The sequence below is a fragment of the Cupriavidus sp. 05N38 genome (assembly GCF_056397345.1).
Genome location: NZ_JBFTNF010000060.1, coordinates 39,058 through 63,815 on the forward strand (window position 1 = coordinate 39,058; position 24,758 = coordinate 63,815).

Below are 24,758 nucleotides of genomic sequence, written 5' to 3' on the forward strand. Positions count from 1 at the left end.
GAACTTGCACCCGCACAAGCGCTTTTTCGATCAAGCGCGATTGCAGGATGCAATACGCCTTCTTGAGGTATGCTTGAATTGGGCAGTGTCGAAAGACCCTGCCCATAGGGGAACTCAAACGATCCGGCGCTCTCGGAGCCGTAGAAACTCAGCTGCATCTACCCCAGCCATATTGCGCAAAATCTCTTCGGTGTGTGCGCCAGGAACCGGGGCCGGGGCGTCATAGCCAACCTCCGCGTGACCAAATCGCAAGGGAAACGATGCAGCCTTGACATCCATGGTTGCCTCAGCGAGCGGATTCCACAGTGACACGGCCATGTTCCGTGCGACGATTTGTTCCCACGCGAGCACGTCGTCGATCGTCCTTACGGGGCTGCATGGTATCTTTGCAGAGTGCATTTGCATTTCAATCTCCGCAGTGGGGAGCGACGAAGTCCATGCCGATACGATCTCATCGACCGTCGCGTTGTTCGACAGGCGCCATCCCACGGACATGAAGTTGGAGTCTTCCTTGAGGTCAGCGCGTCCCATTAGGTCCAGCAGTGTGCTCCAATCATCGTTGGTGGCAGTGCCAAGAGTCACCCAACCATCCGCACTCTTGTACGCATTGAAGGGAGAGAATCGCATGATTCGGTTACCCTGCTGAAACGAAAGGCCCAGCTCGCGATAGCAATCGAGCGGCTCGTCCAGGATCAAGGACAGCAGGCAGTCGGCCATGGAAACATCCACAGACTGTCCTGCACCGGTTTGCTGGCGGTAGTTCAATGCCGCCACAACTCCGAATGCCGCGAAAAGGCCCGCGATCGCGTCCGAAAGCGGAGACCCTGTTTTCGTTGGCCCGGCGTCCGGTTGTCCCGTAATGCTCATTAGGCCAACGGCCGCTTGGACCATCAGATCATAAGCCTTGAGATGCTTTGCGGGTCCAGTAGACCCATATCCGGTCAGAGAGCAATAGACGACGCCTGGATTGACCTCGCGGAGCACTTCATAGCCGATGCCAAGTCGATCCGCGACTCCCGCGCTGAAATTTTCGACCACGACATCAGCGTTCCTGACCATGCGCATGAACAACTCCCTGCCCTCGGCATTCTTCAGGTTCAGGGTCGTAGACTTCTTTGATCGAGCCCGCTTGAGGTACGCGATGCCCATGTCAAGCTCTGAGCGCCGTTCGAATGAAACTCCTTGAGGGCCGGCGAAGGGCGGAGAAAACGCGGTTGGATCTCCGATCTCCGGATCGTCGATCTTTATGACTTCCGCTCCCAACCCGGCGAGGAAGAGCGTGCATTGAGGGCCGGAAAAGAACCTGGTGAGGTCAAGTACTTTGATGCCTTCGAGAATCCGTTTAGTCATGGGATACCGTTTGCCTGTTTAGATGCATGGGAAGTCTAGGCATGCAACGGGGTACCCGGCCAATAGGACTTTGTGGTAGCGGTATTGCGATTCCGTATGGCTATTCAATTTTCGAGGCGCCGGGCCATTCGCCTTCGGCCACCAGCTTCAGCGCAGTCTCCCGAATTAGTTCCATGATCCGGCGAGCCGCCGAACTTAACGGCATGATGTCGAACGTGCATAACGAAAGTCGCCGATGCAACGCCGCGTCGGTGATTCGCTGAATTGTCAATCCCTGGGTGCCTCCGGGGATCGAAGGCGACAAAATAGTCGACCCTACGCCACTTGCCACGACAGCGCGGATGGTGGCAAGTGAGTCCAGCTCCGCCAAAACAACGGGCTTTTCCCCCGCTGCTTCGAACGCTTCGTCAATGATTTGACGCGTGATGTTGGACCGACCAGGGAGTATTAGCGGTCGCTTTGCCGCTTCGGCGATGGTGACCTCCTCAGGCGGCGTACTGCCAGGCAGCTGGCAGGAAAGCAAAAGCAGGCGCTCGATGAGAAGCGGGGTAACCTCAAGGTGAGCGCCAAGTCTTGTTTCACATACCGCCCCCGAACCGTCCACGCGTTCGAACAAGAGGCTCATCTCGATCCGGCCGTTTACTACCAGTTCTTGTAGGTGCCCGCTCAGGCTCTCGGTGATCTGTAACTGAATATCGGGATACTGCACGGCTGATGCAGCGAGGAGTCTGGGCGCGAGGATGGTTGCGGCACTGGTCGGTAGGCCGACAGATACCTTCCCTTGCGGGTGCTCGCCCGCGTGCTGAACGTCACTTTTCATGAGATCGGCCTGGCGCAGCATCGCCCGGGCGTGGCGATAGAACACCTCTCCCGCCTCAGTTGCGACCACGCCGCGAGCGCTCCTGGCCAGCAACCTCACTCTCAGTTCGTCTTCGAGCTTGGCGATTTGCTGGCTGAGCGCCGGCTGGGCGGTGTAAAGATCGGCAGCCGCGCGTGACACGCTACCGAGCTCGACGATTCGTACGAAGTACTTTAGTTGTCGGAATTCCATAGCAGATTGTATAGCGTGGCGCCCATCGTGGGACTGCCATAAGTTTTTGACATGCCCCAAGCGGGACACAGTATTGGCGCGACGATCGTGACATTTCTAAGATGGCTCCATCAGTAACGAACCACCTTATCGAGATGATCGATCTTTACTTCTGGAGCACGCCGAACGGCTACAAGGTCTCCATCCTCCTTGAAGAACTGGCGATGCCCTACAGCGTCATACCGGTGCACATTGGCAAAGGTCAGCAGTTTGCACCAGAGTTTCTCGAGGTCAGCCCAAACAACAAGATTCCCGCCATTGTCGATCATGAAGGTCCTGACGGGCAGGCCATTGCGATGTTCGAGTCGGGTGCCATCATGATGTACTTGGCCGAAAAGAGTGGCTATCAGTTTATGCCACAGGACACCCGGAAGCGATACGAGGTCCTGCAGTGGCTGATGTTCCAGATGGGCGGCGTCGGGCCCATGCTCGGCCAGGCACATCACTTCCGAAAGTATGCACCTGAGAAGATCGACTACGCCATCGATCGCTACACAAACGAGGCACGTCGTCTCTATACCGTCATTGACCGTCGACTCGCCGAGTCCGAATACCTCGCGGGCGACTACTCGATTGCCGATATGGCGACCTATCCCTGGCTGCGCGCACACAAATGGCAGGGCCAGGATATTGCGGATTATCCCAATCTCGAACGTTGGTACCAAGCAGTGCGTCAGCGTCCGGCCGTTCAGCGTGGGGTCGCCGTGCTGGCTGAGAAGGTCGACAAGACCGGTGCAAAGCCAAGCGGTGATCGGTGGGACAACTTGTTCGGCAAGAATCAGTTCAACTCGAGATAGGAGAAAGCTACCGTGCCACATACCAATACTCCAATGCTCACCGGATTTCGTGTGCTGGACATTACCCAGATCGTCGCTGGACCGACCTGTACCCGCATCCTCGCCGAAATGGGCGCAGAGGTTGTCAAGCTTGAACTTGCCCCCTTCGGCGACAGAACCCGTATTGGTGGGTTGCGTAGTCAGCAACCGGAGCACAAGCGCTGTTCCCAAAGTACCTATTTCGTTCAGCACAATCATTCAAAGAAGAGCCTTGCACTGAATCTCAAGAGTGCCAAGGCGCGAGAGCTGATTCTTAGGATGATCACGGAGTTTGATGTTCTCGTCGAGAATTTCTCCCCGGGCGTTATGGACCGTTTCGGGCTTGGATACGAGGTATTAAAGAAGATCAATCCTGACCTCGTGATGTGCTCCATCTCTCTTGCAGGACAAAAGGGTGTCCTGGCGAATAAGCCGGGATACGACTATGTCGCGCAGGCATATGCAGGTATCACGGACCTCATTGGCGAGGCCGAGGGAAGTCCCGCGCTGATCACGATGGCCATCGGGGATGCATCTACCGGTGTTGCCGCCGCCATGGCCGTCGGCTTTGCGTTGCTGCATCGCGAGCGGACAGGGGAGGGGCAATACATTGAGACATCGCTGCTCGATACGTACTTCAATATGCATGAAGTAGCCATTCCTCGCGTCAGCCTTAGGAAAGGCTACGAGCCCACGCGAACCGGTTCACAACACCCCGATGGAGGCCCGACGGGCATCTTTCGCTGTGGTGATGGCACGTACCTGACGTTGGCCACGCTCCCGCACCAGTGGGAACAGTTCGTATCCGCCTTAGGACGTCCGGATCTATTGACTGATCCGCTATTTTCCAGCGCTGCGCTCCGCCGTGACAACAACGAGCAGCTCAAAGAGATTCTGGAATCGTGGCTTAGTATGTTCCCTTCCAGAGACGCTGCAATAGATGCCTTGGAGCGCGAGCGGATTCCGTGCGCGCCGGTTCTAAGTCTTCGGGAAGCCATGAGCCATCCTCACTTGCAGGAGCGCGGTGTGGTTCGAACGGTGCGTGACCCGTACGTTGGAGATTTCCAGATTCCCGGCCCTCCGGCGCGGTTTTCCGCATGGGAGTATCCCGCCTCACTGAAGGCCGACTTGCTAGGGGAGCACAACGAACAAATTCTGAAGGACTTTGCGGGACTTGGAGAGGATGAAATTAGTGCCTTGTATGCCGAAGGAGTGCTTGTGCGAGACAAACTACTTGATCCATTGAGTGCGCCAATGGCAGAGGCGGAGATTGCGAGATAACCCCGGCGGATGACAGCATGGAAACCTTCGATTTGTTTGTTATCGGCGCCGGTTCTGGTGGCGTGAAGCCAGAGACGCCATTGGATTTGGGTGGAACATCGAGAGTCAGGGACACAACTGGGCGGCTCTCGTAAACGGCATTGCCGATGAGGTAACCCGCCTCGAGAACCTGTACAGGAAGGGCTTAGATAGCAGCCAGGTCACGATCTTCGATGAAAGCGCGTCGATTGTGGACAGTGGACGAGTACGGCTTGCTTCAGGCAGGACGGTGCTGGCTACGCACATCATAGTTGCAACGGGAGCGGCGCCGGCGCATTTGGACTTCCCCGGTGCGGAACATTGCATCACATCAGATGACGTCTTCGCACTCCCAGAACTGCCGGCACGCGTCGCCATTATTGGTGGTGGCTACATCGCGTTTGAGTTTGCGGGGATCTTTAAGGGGCTGGGTGCCGATGTCGAGGTGCTTCACCGAGGTGCGACCGTGCTCCGAGGATTCGACGAAGATCTGCAGGCGGGTGTTATTGACGCGTACCGTGAGCAAGGCATCCGAATTCGATTGAACCGCTCGGTTCGGTCTATCTGCGCGTTTCCCGAAGGCTACCGCCTGACGGATCATGCTGGCGAAATCCTCGATTGCGATGTTGTGCTGAACGCAACTGGCCGCGTGCCCAATACCGCTGGCGCAGCAGGCGTGCTTGTGAAAAAACCGGRCGGTGCCATTGCAGTGGATGACCGATACGCAACGTCACTAGACAACGTATATGCCATTGGGGATGCGATTGGGCAGTTGAACCTAACGCCGGTCGCAATACGGCAGGGCCAGTGGCTCGCCGAGTCTCTGTTCGGTTCGACCCTGTCCTGCCCACCGGACTTCGGGCTGACGCCCACGGCCRTATTTTCCACGCCGGAGATCGCTTGTGTGGGAATGAGCGAGCGGCAAGCGCGCACTGCGTTTCCCGACATCATGGTCTACCTCACCAATTTCCGGCCGATGCGTGCGGCTCTCGCTAGAAGTTCTGAGCGCGTGATGATGAAACTGGTCGTCGACGGGAGCAGTGACCGGGTACTCGGCATACATATGCTCGGCCGTGATGCCGCAGAAATCATTCAAATGGGAGCTATATCGCTTCAGAATGGCATCACCAAGCGCGAATTTGATCAGACCGTCGCGCTTCATCCCAGCGTTGCTGAGGAGTTCGTCACCATGCGAAATCGTGACTAAAGACGTCACGGGGTGGCAGAAAAAATAGTCAATACAAAAAATATCTAATATTRGGAGACAGATCATGAAATACCTCGCCGCACTCGCCATAGGATGGGTGGCATGCAGTTCTTCGTTTGGAGAATCATTTCCTGCCCGGCCGCTAACATTGGTTGTACCGTTTTCACCAGGGGGCCCCACCGACGTGGTGGCGCGACATTTAAGTGCTGCGATGGGGCGCTCTCTCGGACAATCTGTGATTGTCGAGAACCGCGCAAGCACTGGCGGCATTGTTGGTTCGGAAGCTGTTGTGCGAGCCGAGCCGAATGGATACACGCTTCTGATTCACAACATCGGGATGGCCACGTTGCCATCGTTGTCGAAGAAGCTCCGCTTCGACCCGACCAAAAACTTCGAGTACATCGGTCTCGTCGCCGACGTTCCGATGACGCTTATTGCGCGTCCCGATCTCGCTCCTTCAGGTTTCGGCGAATTGCGATCCTATATCGCTAAGAATCAACGGAAGATCAATCTCGCCAATGCGGGGATTGGTACGGCGTCTCACCTTTGCGGGCTGATGCTGATGAGTCAGCTTCACGCCGCCATGACCAGCATTCCCTACAAAGGGGCGGCTCCGGCAATGGTTGACATCCAAGGTGGTCAGGTCGATCTCCTCTGCGATCAGGTCACAACAACGTTGCAGCCGATCAACACCGGACGTGTGAAGGCATACGGCAGCACTACGGCATCGCGACTCGCGGCACTGCCAGAGCTTCCGACGCTGCGAGAGCAGGGCCTGGGCGAGTTCGAGGTGACAGTGTGGCACGGAGTCTACGCGCCAAAAGGCACACCAAAACCGGTGGTAGCGAAGCTGGTCAAGGCATTGCAGGAGGCTGTGACAGATCCGGCGTTTCGCGAAGGTATGCAGAAGCTCGGCGCAATACCGGTCTCAGTTGATCGAGCCACACCAGAGGCTCTAGCGTCGAAATTGCGAAATGAGATCGCGAGGTGGACGCCGGTCATCATCCAAGCAAATGCGTTCATTGACTAGCCGTAAGCGCGCGATGCGGCGAAAGCGGACGGCGGCTTCAGGAATTGAGGAGACGAGATATGAGTGACGTCGAAGTCAGTACGCAGTGGACGTGGGCCAGCGTAGTACGACGTATTGCAATGGAGGCCGCCGCTCGGATGCTCTTCAAGCAAGACGCGCGGGACAGGGCAATTGGTGCTGCCGTCGCGGAGTATGCATGGGACTTGCGGGCGGCAAGGGAATGTCGTGGGACGCTCATGGAGGTTGAGTCCACTTGGATTCCGCCAGGCAAGGAACAATTGACGTGGGACGCGTCCGAAGAAATTCTGGATGCTGTAGCGGCTGCTCTGAATGACTACCGCAAGAATGGTCATGATGCTGATTAACGCTGTTCCTTAGATCATCGCTGCGGTAATGATGCCGGCCCGCCATAGTGCTTTGGATCGTGGCACATGTGAGCTTAGCGGAACTCGYGTGAGGCTCGGGGAGACCTGTGCCGAAGAAGGCAATGGCCGTTGCGCCATGTTGCGAAGTGAGGAAAATTATCTATCACAAATGCACTGCGCGCCGAGCAGAGCAGAGCGTACAAACCGCGTGTGCCAAACAGTTGAACACTACGGCCCTTCTTCCGGGGCCTCGATTGGCGGCCGGCGCTCGATCTCCGGATCGTAAGCCTATCGACACAGACTCCCTGGTCAGCACGCCGAGTGCGGCGCCGGTGAGTCGCCTCGGATCATTCCCCGATCCGTTCAGATTCCCGCATATCAGAATTGCCACGCAATTTCGCGCGGCGGTTGGCGTTGTGTCCAGGTTATCTTGCCCGCATTGTCCGTCGACCCCTCATGCGGTTTCAATTCGAAAATTAGAGATGTGCTGCGGATCCGTGCACATCTTCGCCAAAAGGCTTGCGTCAGTTCCAGTGCGTAAGGCGCCATTTTCCCCAATGCGGGAGTGCTCTCGGCTTACGCATCACATCTGCCATGTGCAGTGGACAATATATGCAAATAACGCAATCATAATTAGAAATAGTTTATTCTTGTAATGAATGACGGCTCGCCCCTATGCTTCCCCTACCGACACAACGATGTTTGATAGGAGTCAGAGCAATGAGCGCTGTAGAGCAAGAAGGGGCGGTTGTGAGCCGCATGCCGGCTGGCGTGGACCTGGTCGAATACTATTACGAGCGCGGTTTCAGCGACGGACTGCCGGTCGTTCCACCGACGCAGGAGAAGATTGATGAGATCGTCGCGCGCCTTGGCGGCGATCCAAAATTTGTCGAAGCTCGCATTGCGCCGCGCTGGGGCGAGCTGACGCGCGAAGTGCTGGCCATCAACATGGTAATGGCCGGCTGCAAGCCCGAGTACACGCCGGTGGTGCTGGCAGCGGTGAAGGCGCTGATTGATCAAGCCTTCAACCTTAACGGCGTGCAAGCGACTACCCATGTCGCGTCTCCGCTGCTGATCGTCAACGGTCCGATTGCACGTGAGATCGGCATGAACGGCGGCTGCAATGCATTTGGCTCCGGAAATCGTGCAAATGCGACCATCGGTCGCGCAATCCGTCTCATCATGCTCAACGTTGGCGGTGGCTGGCCCGGCGATCTGGACAAGAGCACGCTGGGCCATCCTGGCAAGTACACCTACTGCGTCGCCGAGAACGAAGCTCAAAGCCCCCTCGCACCGTATCACGTGGAACACGGCTACAAGCCGGAAGATTCGACGGTGTTCGTGATGGCCGCCGAGGCGCCGCACAGTGTAACCAACCATATCTCCAATGATCCGGAGGGCATTCTGGACACCATGTGTTCGGCGATGAGCACGATCGCCTCCAACAGTGCAGTGCTCGGCGGGCATATTGCGGTGGTCCTTGGGCTCGAGCACGCTCAGACCATCGGCAAGTACGGCTGGTCGCGCGCCGATGTCCGGAACTACCTGTTCCACAACCACGGCAACCGGTTTGTCGACCTGGCCTATGGTCATCGCTACGGCAAGGTCTACAACCGCAATCTGCCGAAATACTACAAGCGCAAAGACGAAACGCGCATCCCGATCATCCACAGCCCCGACAACATTCATTTGTTCGTGATGGGTGGTGAAGCCGGACGGTTCTCCGTGCTGATCCCTGGCTGGGGCCACATGAGCACGCCTGTTCTGCGAGCCGTTGAAGGCAGTGGTGCCGGCGACAACGGCGCCGAATGTGTCGGCGGTGCCTGCGCACTCTGATCCCCACACGCGACCGCCGCAAGAAAACTAGGAGATTTCCATGTTGATGAAGAGTGAAGAATCTACCGTCGAAGTGTTCGACCCGCGCGGTGCGCTGCGTTTCGACGATGCCCCCGTGTCCGAGCGTAAGAAGTCGTTGAAGAAGCTGCGTCTGGGCATCCTGGACAACTCGAAGTGGAACGCCAACAAGCTGCTGCGAGGCGCTGCGGCAGCGCTCGGCGAGGACATCGATTTCGCCGCGGTGAACTACTACGTCAAGCACAGCTTCTCGAAGGACGCCACGCCGGAACTGATTGCGCAGATCGCTGCCGAGAACGATGTGGTGCTGACTGCGATCGGCGATTGCGGCTCGTGCTGCTCGGCATGCATTCGCGACTCGATCGCGCTGGAAAAGCTCGGTGTTCCGAGCGCGGCGATCATCACGACCGAGTTCGTCCGTGAGACAGAACTAACCCGCCAGGCGGTCGGCATGAAGTCGCTGGAGCCGGTAGTGGTCTCCCACCCGGTCAGCTCCATCACGCAGGAAGAAGTCGCGCACCGCGTCGCGCAGATCAAGGAGCAAGCGCAGCAAGTGTGGCTCGGCACCAAGGAACCGCTGAAAACCAAAGTCGAGCTTCACTAATCATGAACGAAACCGTCCAAAGTTCCGGCATGCAGGACATCGAAGCATTGCTTGCGCAAAGCGATTCGCCTGTTCTCGTGGATTGCTATAGCCCGGATTGCAAGCCGTGTGCGGCCCTTGCCCCAGTGCTCGACGACGTCGCTGGAGCGATGGACGGGCGCATGATCGTGGAGAAGGTCGATGTGGTGGCAAATCCAGACGTTGCTGCCCGCTTCGGTGTCCGCGGTGTGCCGACCCTTCTGCTCTTCCAGGACGGTGCGCTCAAGGCCACGCGTACCGGTGCCGCGTCCCGCACGCAACTGGTCACTTGGCTTGCCGGCCAGCAGGTCTTTTGAGCCATGAGCGCGCACTTCAGTTGGGAAGATCCCTTGCTGCTGGAGGCTCAGCTAACGGGAGAAGAGCGCGCGGTTACTGACGCCGCGCGCGACTACGCGCGCGGTCGCCTTGCGCTGCGCATCCAGATGGCCTTTCGCACCGAGGAAGCGGACCCGGTTCTTCGGGGAGATGGGCCCGGACGGCTCGCAACATGTTTGGCGGCAATCGCATCAGCGACGAGTTCTGCATCGCGCGCCACATGTTGAACCTTGAGGTCGTCAATACCTGCGAGGGCGCCTACGACATCCATGCCCTGATCCTGGGTCGGGCGATGACCAGTCTTACCGCATTCTGATTGGAGGCTACGGAGCCATGGGAGCACTGTCTCATCTGCGTGTGTTGGATCTTTCACGCGTACTTGCGGGACCCTGGGCGAGCCAGATTCTCGCCGATCTTGGCGCGGAAGTCATCAAGGTCGAAAGGCCGGACACCGGTGATGACACGCGCTCTTGGGGGCCACCATGGGTGAGCTCTCCGGAGTGGAGCAACAACGAGCGCCAGTCAGCATACTTCGCTGGCGCAAACCGGAACAAACAGTCTGTCGCCGTTGATTTGAGCCATCCCCGAGGCCAGGCAATGGTGCAGGCATTGGCCGAGCACTGCGATGTGGTAGTTGAGAACTTCAAGGTCGGTGGCCTGAAGCAGTACGGCCTCGACTATGAATCGCTCCGCGAGATCAATCCAAGAATTGTCTACTGCTCGATCACTGGATTTGGGCAAACCGGTCCGTATTCGCACCGTCCAGGCTACGACTTTCTGGTGCAGGGCATGGGTGGCTTGATGAGCATCACAGGTCGGCCCGATGGCGAGCCTGGCGAAGGGCCGCTTAAAGTGGGCGTGGCGCTGACTGACATCATGACCGGTCTCTACGCCACGATTGGCATTCTCGCAGCCCTCGCACACCGCGAAACCTCGGGGCGTGGCCAGTATGTTGACGCGGCCCTGCTGGATGTCCAGGTTGCCTGCCTGGCGAATCAGGCCATGAACTTTCTGGCAAGCGGGGCCCAACCGCCGCGCCTGGGAAACGGACATCCAAATATCGTTCCCTACCAGGATTTCAGTACCGCCGACGGCCACATCATCATCACCGTAGGTAACGAAGGCCAGTTCGCCAGGCTCTGTGAGGTACTTGGGCAGCCCCTGTGGACCCAGGACCCGCGCTTTGCTTCGAACAGTGCACGGATTGCCAATCGCGCGGTCCTGATACCCCTGATCCAAGCGGTCATCGACACTCGTGAGTCACAGCATTGGCTCGAGAGGCTGGAAGCTAGTGGGGTGCCGTGCGGGCCCATCAACACGCTCCAGGACGTCTTTGCTGACCCGCATGTCATTCATCGCGGGATGACGGTTGCCCTCGACAACGCAGATGGATCCCAGGTGTCGGTCGTTGCAAGTCCGATTCGCTTGTCTGCCACACCGGTCGAATATCGGAGTGCACCCCCAAATCTCGGTTCCAGCACCGCTGCAGTGCTCAAGGAGTTGCTGAAGATCGACGATGCGCAGATCCAGCGTCTCGCTCAGGAAAAAATCATCCGGATCTGATGCCAGATCCGACATCTGTTTCCGTACCTTGTGAAGAGTTGCCATGAGTACCAAAGAAGCGAATTCCCACGCCCGCGTTCTGATTCTCGGTTCGGGTCCGGCGGGCTATACCGCAGCGCTCTACGCTGCTAGGGCGAACCTGTCACCGGTGCTCGTCACCGGTGCCGCGCAAGGCGGCCAGCTCATGACGACGACTGACGTCGACAACTGGCCCGCGGATGTTGCCGGCGTAATGGGCCCCGATCTCATGGAGCGATTCCGTCTTCACGCGGAGCGTTTCGATGCAAAGACAATTTTCGACCACATTGAGGAGGTGGATCTGAGCAAGCGTCCCTTCACGCTGCGCGGAGAAGCCGGCACGACGACGTGTGATGCGCTGATCGTTGCCACAGGAGCGTCGGCCAAGTACCTCGGTCTCCCCTCAGAGGAAGTCTATCGTGGCCGCGGGGTAAGCGGTTGCGCAACCTGCGACGGTTTTTTCTACCGAAACCAGGATGTCTGTGTGGTCGGTGGCGGCAATACCGCGGTGGAGGAAGCGCTGTATCTGTCGAACATCGCCGCAACCGTGCATTTGATTCATCGTCGCGACAGCTTCAGGGCGGAGCCCATTCTCGTATCCCACCTGATGGAGAAGGTCGCGGCCGGCAAGATCCACCTTCATCTGTGGCACGAGCTCGCCGAAGTCACGGGGGACGAGTCGGGCGTGAGCGCGGTCCGACTGCGCGAAGTCAAGAGTGGCAGCGAGGTTCAACTGCTGGTGACTGGCTGCTTCATCGCTATCGGCCACAAGCCGAACACGGACATTTTCAAGGGCCAGCTCGAGATGCGCGAGGGCTACATCGTCACCCGCGCGGGCAGGGAAGGAATGTCCACCATGACGAGCATTCCGGGCGTGTTCGCCGCTGGCGACGTTCAGGACTCCATCTACCGCCAGGCCATTACGTCGGCGGGTAGCGGTTGCATGGCGGCCCTCGATGCGCAGCGTTTCCTCCAGGAGTACGTTCCAACAGCCGGGTAAGTGGTTGCTCAGCTGGGAGACATCCTCCCGCTTAATCGAAAAGACATACAGGAGACAAACATGAATAGGCGCCAGTTCTTGAAGGCGGGCGTAGCTACAGTCGGCTCTGCCCAGCTCGCCGCGCTGCCGGCCCTATCGTCGGCGGCCGCATATCCATCAGGACCGATTCGCGTAGTCATCCCGTTCCCGGCCGGTGGCCCTACCGATGTGGTCGGCAGACTGGTGACGCAGCCGATGTCGGAAATCCTGAAGCAATCGCTGGTCGTCGACAACCGGGGAGGGGCGAGCGGAACCATTGGCGCGGATATGGTAGCCAAGGCAGCCCCTAACGGTCAGACCTTGTTGATCAACGTTTCGGCACAGGTCATCAATCCGTTCTTGTACTCCAAGCTTCCGCACGACCCGCTCAAGGACTTTACCCCGATCACAAGCCTTGCTTCCACGCCGCTGCAACTGCTTGTTGCCGCAGACCTGCCGGTGCACAACGTCAACGACCTGATCAGGTACGTTAAATCGCAACCCACCGGCTGCAGCTTTGCCTCGGCAAGCAACGGCGTGCCGGGTCATCTGGCGGGGGAACTCTTCAGAATGACCACAGGCATCTCGGCGGTCCACGTCCCCTACAAGGGCAGCGCTCCGGCACTGACGGATCTGATCGGGGGGCAGGTGACCTTCATGTTCGACTCCATGCCAGCCTCGCTGCCTTTGGTCAAAGCCGGAAAGCTTCGCGCGCTGGCGGTGACTGGGACCCGCCGCGCGAAGAGCCTGCCGAATGTGCCGACGCTCGTGGAAAGTGGCTTTCCGGAGATGACGATGACGACCTGGTACGGTCTGTGGGGCCCCGCCAGGATGCCGCCAGAAACCGTAGGGATCCTCCAGTCCGCCGCGGCGAAGGCCCTCGCAAACCAGGATGTCAAGGCGCGTCTTGCGGATCTCTCGGCAGACCCGCTTGGAGAGTCGCCTGAGCGCTTCGCGGCTTTCTGCGCCCAAGAGGCGGATAGGTACGCGAAGATCATCAAGGCAGCAGGTATTCGATTGGCCTGATCGGTCGGTAGATCCGGGCCACTTGACAACGCCGTTCCGGTCGCAAGACCGGCGGCGCGCGCCTTGAAGCAGGATCAACGCTGCGGATTCGACCGGGCGATGCAACGCACCTAAGGCTGCGTGAGGGCTCCTGTGGTAAGCATGAACTTGGTCGGCAGGGACAGACCGCCGCCGCTTGCCGTGCGGCATAATTGCCGTGCCCTTGGAACACCAATCGTCCGCTGCCATGAACAAGAATCTTGTCCCCGATCTGAGCTCCCGCGAATTACAGGCGGTCTGCGCCATTGCAGACGAAKGAAGCCTTCTTGCTGCCTCGATAGCATTGGACCTGTCGCAGCCGGCGTTGACACGTACGCTGCAGCGCGTTGAAGCAGCGATAGGTGTCGAGCTCTTCCGACGCTCCACTCGCAAGGTGGAGATCACCGCTGCGGGGCTGGAGTTCGTCGCGCTGGCAAACCGCATTCTCGCCGACCTCCGGATTTCCTTTGAAGGAATGCGGGAAATCGCTGACGAGCAGCGCGGGCAGGTCATCATCTCCGCGGTGATGTCGGTGGCCTCGACTCACTTGCCCATCGTTGTGGCACGTTACCGGGAATCCCGGCCACGTATTGAAATCCAGGTGCGCGAAGGCGTGCACGGCACTGTCCTGGACGCGGGGCTGAACCTGCAGCACGCCGTGACGGTGACCCAGTTTGCCACGGTAATGCAGTTTGTCCACGCTGGTGTCGGCCTGGCCATTGTTCCGGGTGGGGCGATTCCCGCAGCACTTGGCCCGGGTCTGGTACTGAAGCCGCTCGCGCAGCCAGTACTGACGCGTCATATTGGGGTCATCGTCTTGAAGGATCGCGGCCTCACGCCGAGCGCCGAAGGCTTCCTTGCGGAACTCAAGGAACATTGGAAGGCCCGTCCTCYGGCGCGGCGAGGCGCGTGATTTATGCGAAAAATGCAATCGAAATTGGAAATAGATTGAACTTGTAAAGAATTGCAGGTTGCCTCTATTCTTGCTCTCAAGACACAGCTTTCTGGGAGACAGGATGCAACCGCGACACCTCGCACCAGCCAGGGCGCAGACGACGCCCGCACGATCGCTCCAGTCCCTGCCTCCAATCTTCTGGCGAGGCGCGGCAGTGGGCTAGAACCAGAACCGCCAGGTTCTCGCTTTTTTTCCTCATCGCTTTCGTCTCTTTGGGCGATGACGGCAGGGGCTGCGATGCGCAGCCCAACAGTTTCCGTACTCAACTACTTCTTGGTGCGATCGGGAGATCGCGCCTGATAACCTATGACCAAACAGCGTCTCAGCGGCCGCGCCGCGTTCTTGAAGCTCCTGCAAGATGAAGGTGTCACGCATGTGTTCGGCAATCCGGGGACCACCGAACTGGCGCTGATGGAGGCTATGCCAGAAGCGACGGGGATCCAGTATGTCCTGGGGCTGCAGGAGTCTGTCGTCTTATCCATGGCAGATGGATTCGCGAGGGCAACTGGTCGACTGACTGCGGTCAATCTGCACTGCACTCCTGGCCTTGGCCACGCGATGGGCGCACTGTACAACGCGAAATTTTCGGGCTCTCCGATGATTGTCACGGCAGGGCAGTATGAGCTGGGCTACGGCTTGCTGGAGCCAATGCTGTATGAACCTTTGGTACCGCTCGCAGAGCCTCTGGTCAAATGGGCATATGAGATCCAACGGGTAGAGGATCTGCCTCGAGTCGTTCGCCGCGCAGCGAAGATTGCCATGACCCCGCCCTTCGGCCCGGTTTTCCTCAGTCTGCCGGGTAGCATTCTCGATGACGAAGCAGAACTGGAGCTGGGTTTCAGCACACGAGTCGACGCAATGGGTGGCCCGTCAAGCCGCACGCGTGACGCACTTGTCGATGCGATCCTCGCCAGCAAAGCGCCAGTCATCGTTGCCGGACGAGAGCTTGCAGAGCAGGACGCGTTCACGGAGGCTCAAGAGCTCGCGGAGCGGATCGGTGCTGCGGTCTACCATGAACCTATTCCTTACAACACGCGGTATCCGTCTAAGCACGCATCGTTCATGGGCGACCTGTCGCGCAATCAGGCGAAAGTGCGGGAGTTGCTTGGCAGGCATGACCTATTGATTGTCCTCGGCGGTGATCTGTTGAGAATGTCGGCATTTAGTGAAACCGACCCGATGCCGGATGAACTGCGGGTCATTCACATCTCGGAGCGCGACTGGGAGCTTGGCAAAAACTACCCCACGCACCTCGCGGTACGAGCGGGGGTCAAGGAAACGCTCACTGAACTCCTGCCACGAATCGCTTCGACGCAAAGCGCGGACGACCGGGATGAGGCCCGTGCTCGACTCGGTCGGTTGCGTGATTCGAACTGGACGGTTCGGCGAGAAGAGCTTCGCCGGCATGCATCCACTATGCAAGCGTCGGAGCCGATCGATCCTCGTGTTCTGGCCATGACGCTCGCGGACGCAATACCGGCTGGCACCATCGTGATTGAGGAGGCGCCAACAACCTCGCCCCTGTTGTCCAATTTTCTCGAGGTAACGGCACCTCGCGACTTCTTTGGGCTGGCCAGCGGCGGGTTGGGCTTTGCCATGGGTGGAGCAGTCGGAGCCGCCCTTGCCAGGCGGAATACACCCGTGGTCGCTTTGGTTGGGGACGGAAGCGCGATGTACGCCATCCAGGCGCTATGGACGGCGGCGCACGAGAAGCTCCCGATCACGTACGTCATCGTCAACAACAAATCCTATCGAATCATCAAGGAACGCCTGGTAGCAATGCGTAACTGCGACGACTTCCTCGGCATGGATTTGGTCAATCCGGCACTGAACTTCGTTGAGATGGCACGCGGTATGGGTGTCCACGCCGAACGGATTGCAGATCCTTCTCAGCTCGCAAGTTCCCTGCGTGCCGCCATCGAATCCCGGCAGCCGAGGTTGCTGGAAGTCATCGTCGACGCTGGCAAGCAAGCCGTCGGTCAGGGCTGACGGCATTGTGCAGAACCCAAGGCAAAGGAGAGAAACCGTATGAATGAGACGACCGTAAACCTGAAGAATCCCGAACTACTGCGTTCCCAGTGTCTGGTAGGGGGCGAATGGGTGGAAGGGACCCAATGGATTGATGTAAAGAATCCATTTGGTGGCAATGTCGTAGCAAAGGTGCCAAGGTTAGGGGCGAGGGAAGCGGATCAGGCAATCGCATGCGGAGCTGCGGCGGCGAAGCGATGGGCCAAGAGCACCGCCGGGGAGCGCGCGACGGTCCTGCGTCGATGGTTCGATCTCGTCCAGGCGAATCTGGAAGACCTTGCGACCCTGTTGACGCTGGAGCAGGGCAAGCCGCTGCAGGAGGCGCGGGCCGAGATATCCTACGCTGCCTCCTACATCGAGTGGTTCTCCGAGGAGGCGCGCCGTGGCTACGGCGACATCATTCCCTCGAACGATCCCTACACTCGTCAACTGGTCATTCGGCAGCCCGTAGGCCTGTGTGCGGCAATTACTCCGTGGAATTTCCCGTCTGGGATGGTGACCCGAAAGGTGGCCCCCGCGCTCGCCGCTGGCTGCTCCATCATCGTCAAGCCCGCTGAGCAGACGCCTCTTTCCGCGCTTGCGCTAGCCTACCTCGCGGAGGAGGCCGGTCTTCCGGCCGGCATCCTGCAAGTTATCACCGGCTCTTCCCGCGAAATCGGCGCGGTCCTGACCTCAAGCCCTGACGTTCGCAAGCTGACACTCACCGGTTCCACAGAGGTGGGGCGCGTGCTGGCTGCACAATGTGCTCCGAGTCTCAAGAAACTGTCACTGGAGCTTGGCGGCAATGCGCCATTCATCGTGTTCGAAGACGCTGACCTCGAGAAGGCATTGGAAGGGCTGATGCAGTCAAAGTTTCGAAATGCCGGGCAAACATGTGTCTGCACCAATCGCATTCTCGTCCAGGAGTCGATTCATGACGCGTTCGCAGAGCGGCTGGCTGCGGAAGTCAAGAAGTTGCGCGTAGGGGACGGCATGGCGACGGGCGTTGACCAGGGCCCGCTCATTGACTACAACGCGCACGAGCGTATGCAAGTTCTTGTCGACGACGCAGTGGCTGGCGGAGCAAATTTGCTCTGTGGGGGATCGCCCGATCCGATCGGGGAGCTTTGCTTCTCCCCGACCGTACTGAGCCGGGTACGCCCTGGTGCCCGAGTCGCGACAGATGAGATCTTTGGACCGTTGGCAGCCCTCTATACATTCCGTGACGAGGAAGAAGCCATCGAGATTGCGAATAGCACCGAGTATGGATTAGCGGGATATGTCTTTACCCGCTCGCTGGCCCGGGCCTGGCGAGTCAGCGAGGCCCTCGAGTGCGGCATGGTTGGAATCAATGCAGGTCTGATCTCATCCGCAACCGTACCCTTCGGCGGAATCAAGCAGTCGGGATACGGCAGGGAGGGCTCCAAATATGGTCTGGATGACTACACCGAGCTCAAGTATTTGTGCATGGCAGGTTTGGAGAGCGAGGTGTAAAAGAGCTGAAACCGGCGTTCGGTCACACTTGGTTTGGAGATGGCGTTGGATACATTGCGTCGCCATATCGGGCGGATTCTTGACCCCTTCGGCCACTTGCGCCAGGCGAAATCATTCCACGCGTTGCGCGTCGGGCTGGCGGTTCTGGCGTCGATTGGCCTGACAACAGGTTTGAAACTGCCGCACGGTGACTGGGCAACTATTACCGTGCTAGTCGTTATTGGCGGCTTCCAGCACCATGGGAATATCCGCACGCGAGGGATTGAGCGTGCGAAGGGTACGCTTCTCGGTGCGTTCATCGGGTTGCTCCTCGTCGCCCAGCAACACTATCTGTCGACTCCGGGTGTCACATACCTGTTGCTAGCGGCAACGTGTGCCTACTGTGCCTACCATGCTATCGGTACGGGTGGCTACGTTGCGCTTCTTGCTGGCGTCACCATCGTGATTGCAGCAGGACATGGTACGAACGATCTTTCGGAAGGCCTGTGGAGGACCATCAACGTTCTTATCGGGACGACGATTGCTCTTCTGCTGTCAATAGCATTGCCTTCTTATGCATTACACGCGTGGAAGCTTCAGCTAGGGCAGCTTTTGCGGCAAGGAGGATATCTGGTCGCTACGGTGGGAGGCGATGAAGTTGGCCATGCTGACCTGAAACGGTGCACTAGTCGCCTGAACGTGGAGCTCATTCAGCTTCGCTCACTCATGGCGTCGGCAGCAAAGGAGTGCTCCATGCGCGCGAGCGCCTTTGAGGACGTGCAGCATAGTCTGCGCATGTGTGTGTGCCTTCTGGAAGTTCTTGCATCCTTTCCAAAACAGAACTTCGGGACCTACCCATGCGATCCGTTCGTTTCGCACTCATCGCCTGGAGGCAGGCTTCGTACGCAATTTGAACGTTTGGCGGACGATTTGAATCATGAGCAGCCACTTGCGCAAGACGGCACCAATCTGGAAGCAGCCGCGACGCTCAATAACGCGTCAACCGTCATCTTCATTCAGTTAGCCGACGAGCTTGTGACGCTTCGGAGCCGACTGCACCCAATCCTCTGGCAGCGATAAACCCTTGCTCGGGTCGCGCTTTCGGTTGGGTTCCGCCTCAGCCACTTTGCCAAGAGCCATCTATTGCAATATTTTCTTACCGCCCTAGCTCGACGAAGGTTGCCATGAGATTGTCGAGTTTGACTGCCCTGCAGATGCTAGAGAGCGCCGCTCGATTCGAGAGCTTTACCCGGACGGCGGCAGAGCTAAAGGTTACCGAAAGCGCTGTCTCCAGGCAGATCCACGCGCTAGAGGACCGGCCAGGCGTATCGCCGTTCCAACGCCTTAGCAAACGTGTTGCTCTCACTCCGGACGGGGATTGCTACGTGCGTGAGATACGAAACGAGCTGAAGGCGATTATTGGTACCGTTTTTCGGGCATGGTGTTAGTTCGCACATGACGCCAAGGCCGTTGGCCAAATGATACGTCGAGGCAAGAGCTGCGAAATCCGATTCTCGTCACCTCCGCCAAGCCTCGCGCTGCTAAACGGCCGATCTGGAATCGGACTGATAAATGCCGACAGCGCTACATCCAGACGATCAGCCGCCTTCGCTAAATGGAGTTCCTCGACCACCGCCACCAAGCAACAAATTGTGGGTCTCTATCATTTTTTAATCTTCTTTGGCGAATAAAAATTCGCGAAAGCGCTCTGGATCCTATCAAAGAATGCGGCTCCAATGGAGTACACCTGCTGAATTTGCACGACGACGCACGTATGGAGGACTATATGCAACTATTCGCGGAAGGGCCGAATGCCTCTAGCGCTCAAGGGCAAGTTGCAGAGGCAGAGAGAACGCAACCAAGCCCTGAGTGCACCTCCGCGATTTCAGGCCAGATCTGCAGCGATGAGATCTACGTGGACACCGACCGAACACTATCGGAATGGCCGGTGAGACATGCATCCCAAACCGCACCTCAGCTAGGCATGGTGCATTTCGCAAAGTCGATCAAGACCGATGTTCCACGAGGCACAGTCGGTCGTTGCGTCGAGAATCCCACTTCGGCTGACCTTTTGCACTATATCCGTGCAATGGTAAAAAGCTTGCGCCGCGCGGCGAACGAGTCTGATGAAAGTCGAGACGAAGGAACGGAGCGCGTACTCGGCGCGCTCCTGCGCAATGCCATGGACAGCGCATCGGTCTTGGACATTGTGGTGACGCTGGGCTGTGCCGCTGAACTATCGCTCTATCCTGAGGATGCAGTCCTCGAACAATGTACGACTGCAGTCCGCGCGGCGGGAAAGACTGCATTGGTAGGGGCTGTGTGGGCGGTGCGCCATCGCTGCGCAAGAGCGGGGGATAGTCGACGGCGGTTCGCCGCCTGATCCGGAGACCGCGCCAAAGCGGGGGCGGACGACCGGACCTCTGCTGAGGGGACAATGAGGTACCTAAAATGCGCGCATAGCTTCCGATCCTGCGCCGGCGACCTCCGTCCTGCAACTTCGAATAGCTCTGCGCAGCTTGAGCCCGCCGGTCTGGCGGCGTTTGCTCATTCTGTTGATCCGATGCGAGGCCATGCACAGCCGCCTGCAGAATCGGCCTGTTTCCGAAGACGCTGCGGATGCTGACGAGGCGTCACGCGCCCGGTGTATGGAGTCCTGAGCGCGCAGCAAGCCTACGCAGTCTGCAGTTCATGCTCAGTGTGTGACGCTAATGGGCCGTCCTTGCGCCAGCCCTGGTTCCATTTAACTCTGGTATCAAGGGAGTTCTACCTGGTCGAATAAGACGTTCAAGCCTCTACTGCGTGTGGGCGCCAAACTCAAAGGGTACCTGAGAGCATCCTTCGCGGCTGCGATTGGGGTACGTCAAGCGGCTCCGCCAGCGGATGCGCAACGGCACGAGGTGAGGTTTGGTGAGGTTCTGCCGATCGATGGGCACAATCCGTTCCCGCGGCGCGGACCCTCACGGATAGCCAGTGCGGCAGCCACAAGAACGTGCCGGCCAACCCAACCACGCTAGCGCAGTTTGTTGTTTTAGTCCGCCTGCGCCAGCGGGTCGCAGGGCTACTTGCCGCCGGTCGCGCCGCCGGCAATCCCGCCGCTTCCGGCCCGGGCCCGGCAGCCGGCGATCCCCTCGGAGTGCTCGCCGACGTGCTCAGCCGGGCTGACCAGCGCGCGGGAGCCCTGGCTGGATACGCTGACGCCGCCCGGTTCGCCGGCCAAGCCTGCGAGCGGGGTTACGACGCGTTGAATGGATCACCGCAAGGCCCCGTGGCGAGCGGCAGTAGTCGGGGACTGTGAAGGTCGGAGGAAAAAGAGGGTGTAGGCGGCAGGGTGAAAGCGCCTACACCCACGAGGATTGGCAACGGGGTCAGTCTGTCGCCGGTATTGATTATGGTGCACCGCATCAAATTCAGTACCCCGCCGACGAAGGGAAGAGTCACGGAGCAGGGGAAGCGGCTGGCGGATCCCGAGCACGAGGTCAGGACGCAGCGTCGATGAAGTGGTTGCTGATTCCCTCGAGCCAAAAGACCGCCGCTGCTTGAAACGGGATGTGCGGAATGGTGGCGGCGGACCGTCCCCCAAGGCTTGACTCGCGCGCCGGTGGCGCGCTAGGTGGGTCATAAGCCTGTAGCGAAAAAAGCCACGAAAACGCGTACTAGCGGCTCTCGCAAACGTATTCCCGATGGATTGTCATCGCCCCCACCGCGCACGCGCCGAGCGTCTCCTTGGTGGACTCGCAGGACGGGCAAAAGGTGACGCGCAGGGCAATCACGCGTGCTTTCCATTCGCCGGGATCAAGCATGATCATCTCCTAGGCGCTCCCACTCACCCGCCCCTGACAGTGCTCGCGCGCCCAAATCGCGCGGGCGATCTGCTCGAGGCGATCGGCTTCACGTTTGGCCGCGATTACCTGGTCTTCTAGCTCACGTTCTGCGTGGCTGCCCGCCTTCGCGTCGAGCAGCCGGTAAAACAGCGCGCTTTCCCACGATGCTCTCCAGCTTCAGCGCGAGGGCGTTGCCATAGAGCCATTCCCCATCATCTACCGTCGCCACGTAGAGTAGGCCGGCCGGCGGCGTCTCGCCCAGCATCGGGTGCAGCGCGACCTTGCGCTTCTCGATCGGCTGCGCGCGAAAGTCCCGGGCGCCCGCCACGAAAAGGTCGAAGAGCAGTAGGCCACCAGGTCGGCGCCAGCGTGCCAGCCGCGGCGTGCCGCGTGCCGGTGAGCCGCAAATCTTGAAAAGCGGCGCACTATGTGAGCCGAATATGGCAGAATGCGGCTCATGAGCACGAATTCTTCCTGGATCTGGCGCCGCGCAGAATGGCCTGACTTCACCTATGACGCGCAGATGATCGCGCCTGACTTGGCGGAGGCCTACCGGATGCACGGTGTCGTCGAAGGCAAGGCCATGGCCATTGGCCTTGGAAGTACCAGCCAGGTCGCGCTGGATGCGCTATCCGATGAGGTGGTGGCCACGGCCGCCATTGAGGGGGAGCGCCTGTCGCTCGATGTTGTCCGCTCGTCCGTGATGAGGCGGCTTGGCTTGGCGACGTCCGGGCCCACCGACCGCCATGTCGATGGCCTGGTTGGGGTCATCAGCGATGCCACAACAGCGTTTGATCTGCCCCTGGATAATGACCGCTTGTACCGCTGGCAATCTGCGCTATTCCCCGGTGGCACGTCCGGCATCCACCGAATCGCCGTCGGCCGATACCGCGACCATGACGATCCGATGCAAATCGTAAGCGGTCCGCCAGGCCGTGAGCTGGTGCATTACGAGGCACCCCCATCAAAGGACGTGCCGGCGCAGATGACGCGCTTCCTCGCATGGTTTGCTGAGTCCTCGCCAGCGCAGGCCTCGCCGTTGACGTCCGGCAGCAAGCTGATCGATGGCTTCGCTCGGGCCGCTATTGCGCACTTATGGTTCGAGAGCATTCACCCGTTTGAGGACGGCAACGGCCGTATTGGGAGGGCCATCGTTGACATGGCCATGGCGCAGCATTTGCGACAACCGGTGCGCTTCTACAGTCTTTCGCGGCAGCTACTGACCTCGCGCTCGGCATATTACGACGCCCTCAATCAAGCTCAGTGTGGTGACGCCGACGTGACGTCGTGGGTGCAGTGGTTTGCGCGCCAATGCACGGCGGCATGCCATGCCGCGAGCCAGGTCATCGACCAGTCGATCAAGAAGAGGCGCTTTTGGGAGAAGTATGAGGGCAGCGGGATTCATGAGCGGCAGCGCAAGGTGCTGCAGCGCCTTCTCGACGACGGGGACGGTGGCTTCCTGGGCGGCCTGAACGCTGAGAAGTACATGAAGATGACCGGCGTCTCAAAGGCCACGGCTACACGCGACCTTTCGGAGATGGTCACGGGCGGGCAATTGTGGAGCCACGGTGTGGGCAAAGCGGTGCGCTATTACATCAATGTGCCGGAATGGACGCATGGTGTAGCTTTGGAGCCCGATCCGGGTGAGGCCGTATAGCCACTTTTCCGTCACGACCTGCGACACGCTAGCAGCGTCCCGCTTGGCGGCGAGTGCAGCAAGTGTCACGACAGCGCGCCGTGTTCGGTCGTGGGTCCGGTATGATATGAAATCGATTACTTTCGGGGTTATCTCTTGTCGGGCAAGGATCGGATACCAAATCGTTTGGCGGATGTTGCTAAGGCTGCGGGCGTGTCTGTTGCAACCGTTTCGCGTGCATTCAACATCCCTGACGCCGTACGCGAGGATGTTCGCAAGCATGTGATCGCGGTTGCGGAAAGGCTTGGCTACGTCCCCAATCCGGCCGCGAAAGCGCTGCGCACACGTCGAAGTCATATTGTGGGCGCAGTCATCCCAACGCTTGACTATGCGATCTACGCCAGCATGATCAACGCGTTTCAGGCTGCCATGGCAGCAGAGGGCCAGATGGTCTTCATCCTGAGTGCGGGTTTCGACAATACCAAGCTCTACCAACCGGTTCGACAGCTAGTTGAGCGTGGTGCGGAAGCCTTGCTGGTTGTCGGGCGGATCGACGATCTGCAATTGGTTGAGTATCTGCTCAGTATCGACCTCCCGGTGGTCACGACCTTTTCCTTCCTGCAGGACGAACCTTTCGCTTCCATCGGATTTGACAACTACGTTTCGACACGGCGCGCGGTGGAATACTTGCTCCAGATAGGGCACCGCCATGTCGCTATGCTTTCCGGCCCGTCACAAGGAAATGATCGGCAGATAGCACGAAAAAAGGCCTTCGCCGATGCCCTTAGCGACGCTGGGCTGAAGGGTGAACCCCTCATCCTGGAGAGTCAAGGCGGCTACAGCATGGCGTTTGGATCGACTGCTACGCGCCGCCTGCTTGCCGATGCGCCAGAGACGACGGCGATCATATGCAACAGCGATGTGCTCGCATTTAGTGCTATTGCCGAGTGCCGAAAGGCAGGATACCGCGTACCCGACGACATGACGATCGTGGGTCACGATGACCTGGACTTTGCACGCTTGCTCGAACCCGCGCTAACGACGATCTCGGTTCCGGCCGAAGAAATGGGCCGCCGAAGTGCCGAGGCATTGCTGGACGCGCTTCGCCACTCGCGCAAGCCGCTGCCGTCTGAGATGCACGCCAATCTGGTGGTTCGGGAGTCCGTCGCCGCTCCTCGCTCAAAGAAGCTTTCCACCCGCTGATCCGTTGCCGGCGCCAATGACGTCGCTTGATGACTCCCACCTCGTCTCG

At 59.1% G+C, this 24,758-nt stretch carries 24 protein-coding genes and 1 pseudogene; 21 read left to right on the forward strand and 4 right to left on the reverse strand.

Features of this window, described 5'->3' with window-relative positions; genetic code table 11:
- Nucleotides 1-114: 114 nt before the first annotated feature.
- Both AC1DK4_RS31575 and AC1DK4_RS31580 read right to left on the reverse strand, forming a co-directional pair.
- Nucleotides 115-1,350, reverse strand: a complete 1,236-nt coding sequence (locus AC1DK4_RS31575) for a CaiB/BaiF CoA transferase family protein (RefSeq protein WP_441622068.1) — start codon at nucleotides 1,348-1,350, stop codon at nucleotides 115-117.
- A gap of 100 nt (nucleotides 1,351-1,450) precedes the next feature.
- Nucleotides 1,451-2,401 carry a LysR substrate-binding domain-containing protein gene (locus tag AC1DK4_RS31580; protein ID WP_441622070.1) on the reverse strand — a complete coding sequence of 317 codons (951 nt, stop codon included), beginning with the start codon at nucleotides 2,399-2,401 and terminating at the stop codon, nucleotides 1,451-1,453.
- A gap of 134 nt (nucleotides 2,402-2,535) precedes the next feature.
- Here AC1DK4_RS31580 and AC1DK4_RS31585 point away from each other — a divergent pair, with 134 nt between their 5' ends.
- The 19 genes and pseudogenes from AC1DK4_RS31585 to AC1DK4_RS31675 all read left to right on the forward strand — a co-directional run bounded on the left by AC1DK4_RS31585 (nucleotide 2,536) and on the right by AC1DK4_RS31675 (nucleotide 21,344).
- On the forward strand, nucleotides 2,536-3,237 hold the full coding sequence (locus AC1DK4_RS31585; RefSeq protein ID WP_441622072.1) for a glutathione S-transferase N-terminal domain-containing protein: 702 nt from the start codon (nucleotides 2,536-2,538) through the stop codon (nucleotides 3,235-3,237).
- 12 nt (nucleotides 3,238-3,249) lie between these two features.
- On the forward strand, nucleotides 3,250-4,536 hold the full coding sequence (locus tag AC1DK4_RS31590) for a CaiB/BaiF CoA transferase family protein (protein WP_441622074.1): 1,287 nt from the start codon (nucleotides 3,250-3,252) through the stop codon (nucleotides 4,534-4,536).
- A gap of 139 nt (nucleotides 4,537-4,675) precedes the next feature.
- Entirely contained in the window at nucleotides 4,676-5,761 is a 1,086-nt protein-coding gene (locus tag AC1DK4_RS31595) for an FAD-dependent oxidoreductase (RefSeq protein ID WP_477132010.1), read from the forward strand.
- A gap of 64 nt (nucleotides 5,762-5,825) precedes the next feature.
- A complete protein-coding gene (locus tag AC1DK4_RS31600; protein ID WP_441643536.1) occupies nucleotides 5,826-6,791 on the forward strand; it encodes a tripartite tricarboxylate transporter substrate-binding protein in 966 nt (321 codons plus the stop codon).
- Between the two features lie 59 nt (nucleotides 6,792-6,850).
- Complete coding sequence (locus AC1DK4_RS31605) at nucleotides 6,851-7,156, forward strand: hypothetical protein (RefSeq protein WP_441622079.1); 306 nt, start codon at nucleotides 6,851-6,853, stop codon at nucleotides 7,154-7,156.
- Between the two features lie 720 nt (nucleotides 7,157-7,876).
- Nucleotides 7,877-8,992 carry a hypothetical protein gene (locus AC1DK4_RS31610; protein WP_441622081.1) on the forward strand — a complete coding sequence of 372 codons (1,116 nt, stop codon included), beginning with the start codon at nucleotides 7,877-7,879 and terminating at the stop codon, nucleotides 8,990-8,992.
- 40 nt (nucleotides 8,993-9,032) lie between these two features.
- Nucleotides 9,033-9,614: a UGSC family (seleno)protein gene (locus AC1DK4_RS31615; protein WP_441622083.1), complete on the forward strand. Its 582-nt coding sequence runs from the start codon at nucleotides 9,033-9,035 to the stop codon at nucleotides 9,612-9,614.
- 2 nt (nucleotides 9,615-9,616) lie between these two features.
- Nucleotides 9,617-9,949, forward strand: coding sequence for a thioredoxin family protein (locus AC1DK4_RS31620; protein WP_441622084.1), 333 nt, complete (start codon nucleotides 9,617-9,619; stop codon nucleotides 9,947-9,949).
- A gap of 173 nt (nucleotides 9,950-10,122) precedes the next feature.
- Nucleotides 10,123-10,284, forward strand: a pseudogene (locus AC1DK4_RS31625) (acyl-CoA dehydrogenase); the annotation flags it as partial.
- Nucleotides 10,285-10,301: 17 nt separating this feature from the next.
- Nucleotides 10,302-11,531 (forward strand): CaiB/BaiF CoA transferase family protein, encoded by a 1,230-nt coding sequence (locus AC1DK4_RS31630; protein WP_441622086.1) that lies wholly within the window; start codon nucleotides 10,302-10,304, stop codon nucleotides 11,529-11,531.
- A gap of 43 nt (nucleotides 11,532-11,574) precedes the next feature.
- Nucleotides 11,575-12,549, forward strand: coding sequence for a thioredoxin-disulfide reductase (gene trxB / locus AC1DK4_RS31635; protein ID WP_441622088.1), 975 nt, complete (start codon nucleotides 11,575-11,577; stop codon nucleotides 12,547-12,549).
- Nucleotides 12,550-12,609: 60 nt separating this feature from the next.
- Nucleotides 12,610-13,593, forward strand: a complete 984-nt coding sequence (locus tag AC1DK4_RS31640) for a Bug family tripartite tricarboxylate transporter substrate binding protein (RefSeq protein WP_441622090.1) — start codon at nucleotides 12,610-12,612, stop codon at nucleotides 13,591-13,593.
- A gap of 226 nt (nucleotides 13,594-13,819) precedes the next feature.
- A complete protein-coding gene (locus AC1DK4_RS31645; RefSeq protein ID WP_477132005.1) occupies nucleotides 13,820-14,524 on the forward strand; it encodes a LysR family transcriptional regulator in 705 nt (234 codons plus the stop codon).
- 348 nt (nucleotides 14,525-14,872) lie between these two features.
- Complete coding sequence (locus tag AC1DK4_RS31650) at nucleotides 14,873-16,555, forward strand: thiamine pyrophosphate-binding protein (protein WP_441622093.1); 1,683 nt, start codon at nucleotides 14,873-14,875, stop codon at nucleotides 16,553-16,555.
- 39 nt (nucleotides 16,556-16,594) lie between these two features.
- Nucleotides 16,595-18,067: an NAD-dependent succinate-semialdehyde dehydrogenase gene (locus AC1DK4_RS31655; RefSeq protein WP_441622095.1), complete on the forward strand. Its 1,473-nt coding sequence runs from the start codon at nucleotides 16,595-16,597 to the stop codon at nucleotides 18,065-18,067.
- A gap of 45 nt (nucleotides 18,068-18,112) precedes the next feature.
- A complete protein-coding gene (locus tag AC1DK4_RS31660) occupies nucleotides 18,113-19,126 on the forward strand; it encodes an FUSC family protein (RefSeq protein WP_441649917.1) in 1,014 nt (337 codons plus the stop codon).
- 104 nt (nucleotides 19,127-19,230) lie between these two features.
- A complete protein-coding gene (locus AC1DK4_RS31665; RefSeq protein ID WP_441623336.1) occupies nucleotides 19,231-19,494 on the forward strand; it encodes a LysR family transcriptional regulator in 264 nt (87 codons plus the stop codon).
- A gap of 167 nt (nucleotides 19,495-19,661) precedes the next feature.
- Complete coding sequence (locus AC1DK4_RS31670) at nucleotides 19,662-20,429, forward strand: hypothetical protein (RefSeq protein WP_441623338.1); 768 nt, start codon at nucleotides 19,662-19,664, stop codon at nucleotides 20,427-20,429.
- A gap of 609 nt (nucleotides 20,430-21,038) precedes the next feature.
- The gene (locus tag AC1DK4_RS31675) at nucleotides 21,039-21,344 is read left to right on the forward strand and encodes a DUF2514 family protein (protein WP_441623340.1); all 306 of its coding nucleotides are present in this window, start codon (nucleotides 21,039-21,041) and stop codon (nucleotides 21,342-21,344) included.
- 358 nt (nucleotides 21,345-21,702) lie between these two features.
- On the opposite strand, the gene AC1DK4_RS31680 is transcribed toward AC1DK4_RS31675, so the two are convergent.
- Nucleotides 21,703-21,849 carry a hypothetical protein gene (locus tag AC1DK4_RS31680; protein ID WP_441623342.1) on the reverse strand — a complete coding sequence of 49 codons (147 nt, stop codon included), beginning with the start codon at nucleotides 21,847-21,849 and terminating at the stop codon, nucleotides 21,703-21,705.
- 121 nt (nucleotides 21,850-21,970) lie between these two features.
- Nucleotides 21,971-22,198 (reverse strand): DNA ligase-like domain-containing protein, encoded by a 228-nt coding sequence (locus AC1DK4_RS31685; RefSeq protein ID WP_441623344.1) that lies wholly within the window; start codon nucleotides 22,196-22,198, stop codon nucleotides 21,971-21,973.
- 129 nt (nucleotides 22,199-22,327) lie between these two features.
- Here AC1DK4_RS31685 and AC1DK4_RS31690 point away from each other — a divergent pair, with 129 nt between their 5' ends.
- Together AC1DK4_RS31690 and AC1DK4_RS31695 are read left to right on the forward strand one after the other, a co-directional pair.
- Nucleotides 22,328-23,527, forward strand: a complete 1,200-nt coding sequence (locus AC1DK4_RS31690; protein WP_441623346.1) for a Fic family protein — start codon at nucleotides 22,328-22,330, stop codon at nucleotides 23,525-23,527.
- A 135-nt stretch (nucleotides 23,528-23,662) separates the two neighbouring features.
- Nucleotides 23,663-24,709 carry a LacI family DNA-binding transcriptional regulator gene (locus AC1DK4_RS31695; protein WP_441623348.1) on the forward strand — a complete coding sequence of 349 codons (1,047 nt, stop codon included), beginning with the start codon at nucleotides 23,663-23,665 and terminating at the stop codon, nucleotides 24,707-24,709.
- Nucleotides 24,710-24,758 lie beyond the last annotated feature (49 nt).

What these genes read in the sequence shown, in the direction of transcription:
- AC1DK4_RS31575 (WP_441622068.1), bottom strand. Translation starts at nt 1,350, where the DNA reads ATGACTAAACGGATTCTCGAAGGCATCAAAGTACTTGACCTCACCAGG.
- AC1DK4_RS31580 (WP_441622070.1), bottom strand. Translation starts at nt 2,401, where the DNA reads ATGGAATTCCGACAACTAAAGTACTTCGTACGAATCGTCGAGCTCGGT.
- AC1DK4_RS31585 (WP_441622072.1), top strand. Translation starts at nt 2,536, where the DNA reads ATGATCGATCTTTACTTCTGGAGCACGCCGAACGGCTACAAGGTCTCC.
- AC1DK4_RS31600 (WP_441643536.1), top strand. Translation starts at nt 5,826, where the DNA reads ATGAAATACCTCGCCGCACTCGCCATAGGATGGGTGGCATGCAGTTCT.
- AC1DK4_RS31605 (WP_441622079.1), top strand. Translation starts at nt 6,851, where the DNA reads ATGAGTGACGTCGAAGTCAGTACGCAGTGGACGTGGGCCAGCGTAGTA.
- AC1DK4_RS31610 (WP_441622081.1), top strand. Translation starts at nt 7,877, where the DNA reads ATGAGCGCTGTAGAGCAAGAAGGGGCGGTTGTGAGCCGCATGCCGGCT.
- AC1DK4_RS31615 (WP_441622083.1), top strand. Translation starts at nt 9,033, where the DNA reads ATGTTGATGAAGAGTGAAGAATCTACCGTCGAAGTGTTCGACCCGCGC.
- AC1DK4_RS31620 (WP_441622084.1), top strand. Translation starts at nt 9,617, where the DNA reads ATGAACGAAACCGTCCAAAGTTCCGGCATGCAGGACATCGAAGCATTG.
- AC1DK4_RS31630 (WP_441622086.1), top strand. Translation starts at nt 10,302, where the DNA reads ATGGGAGCACTGTCTCATCTGCGTGTGTTGGATCTTTCACGCGTACTT.
- trxB (WP_441622088.1), top strand. Translation starts at nt 11,575, where the DNA reads ATGAGTACCAAAGAAGCGAATTCCCACGCCCGCGTTCTGATTCTCGGT.
- AC1DK4_RS31640 (WP_441622090.1), top strand. Translation starts at nt 12,610, where the DNA reads ATGAATAGGCGCCAGTTCTTGAAGGCGGGCGTAGCTACAGTCGGCTCT.
- AC1DK4_RS31650 (WP_441622093.1), top strand. Translation starts at nt 14,873, where the DNA reads ATGACCAAACAGCGTCTCAGCGGCCGCGCCGCGTTCTTGAAGCTCCTG.
- AC1DK4_RS31655 (WP_441622095.1), top strand. Translation starts at nt 16,595, where the DNA reads ATGAATGAGACGACCGTAAACCTGAAGAATCCCGAACTACTGCGTTCC.
- AC1DK4_RS31665 (WP_441623336.1), top strand. Translation starts at nt 19,231, where the DNA reads ATGAGATTGTCGAGTTTGACTGCCCTGCAGATGCTAGAGAGCGCCGCT.
- AC1DK4_RS31670 (WP_441623338.1), top strand. Translation starts at nt 19,662, where the DNA reads ATGGAGTTCCTCGACCACCGCCACCAAGCAACAAATTGTGGGTCTCTA.
- AC1DK4_RS31680 (WP_441623342.1), bottom strand. Translation starts at nt 21,849, where the DNA reads ATGCTTGATCCCGGCGAATGGAAAGCACGCGTGATTGCCCTGCGCGTC.
- AC1DK4_RS31690 (WP_441623346.1), top strand. Translation starts at nt 22,328, where the DNA reads ATGAGCACGAATTCTTCCTGGATCTGGCGCCGCGCAGAATGGCCTGAC.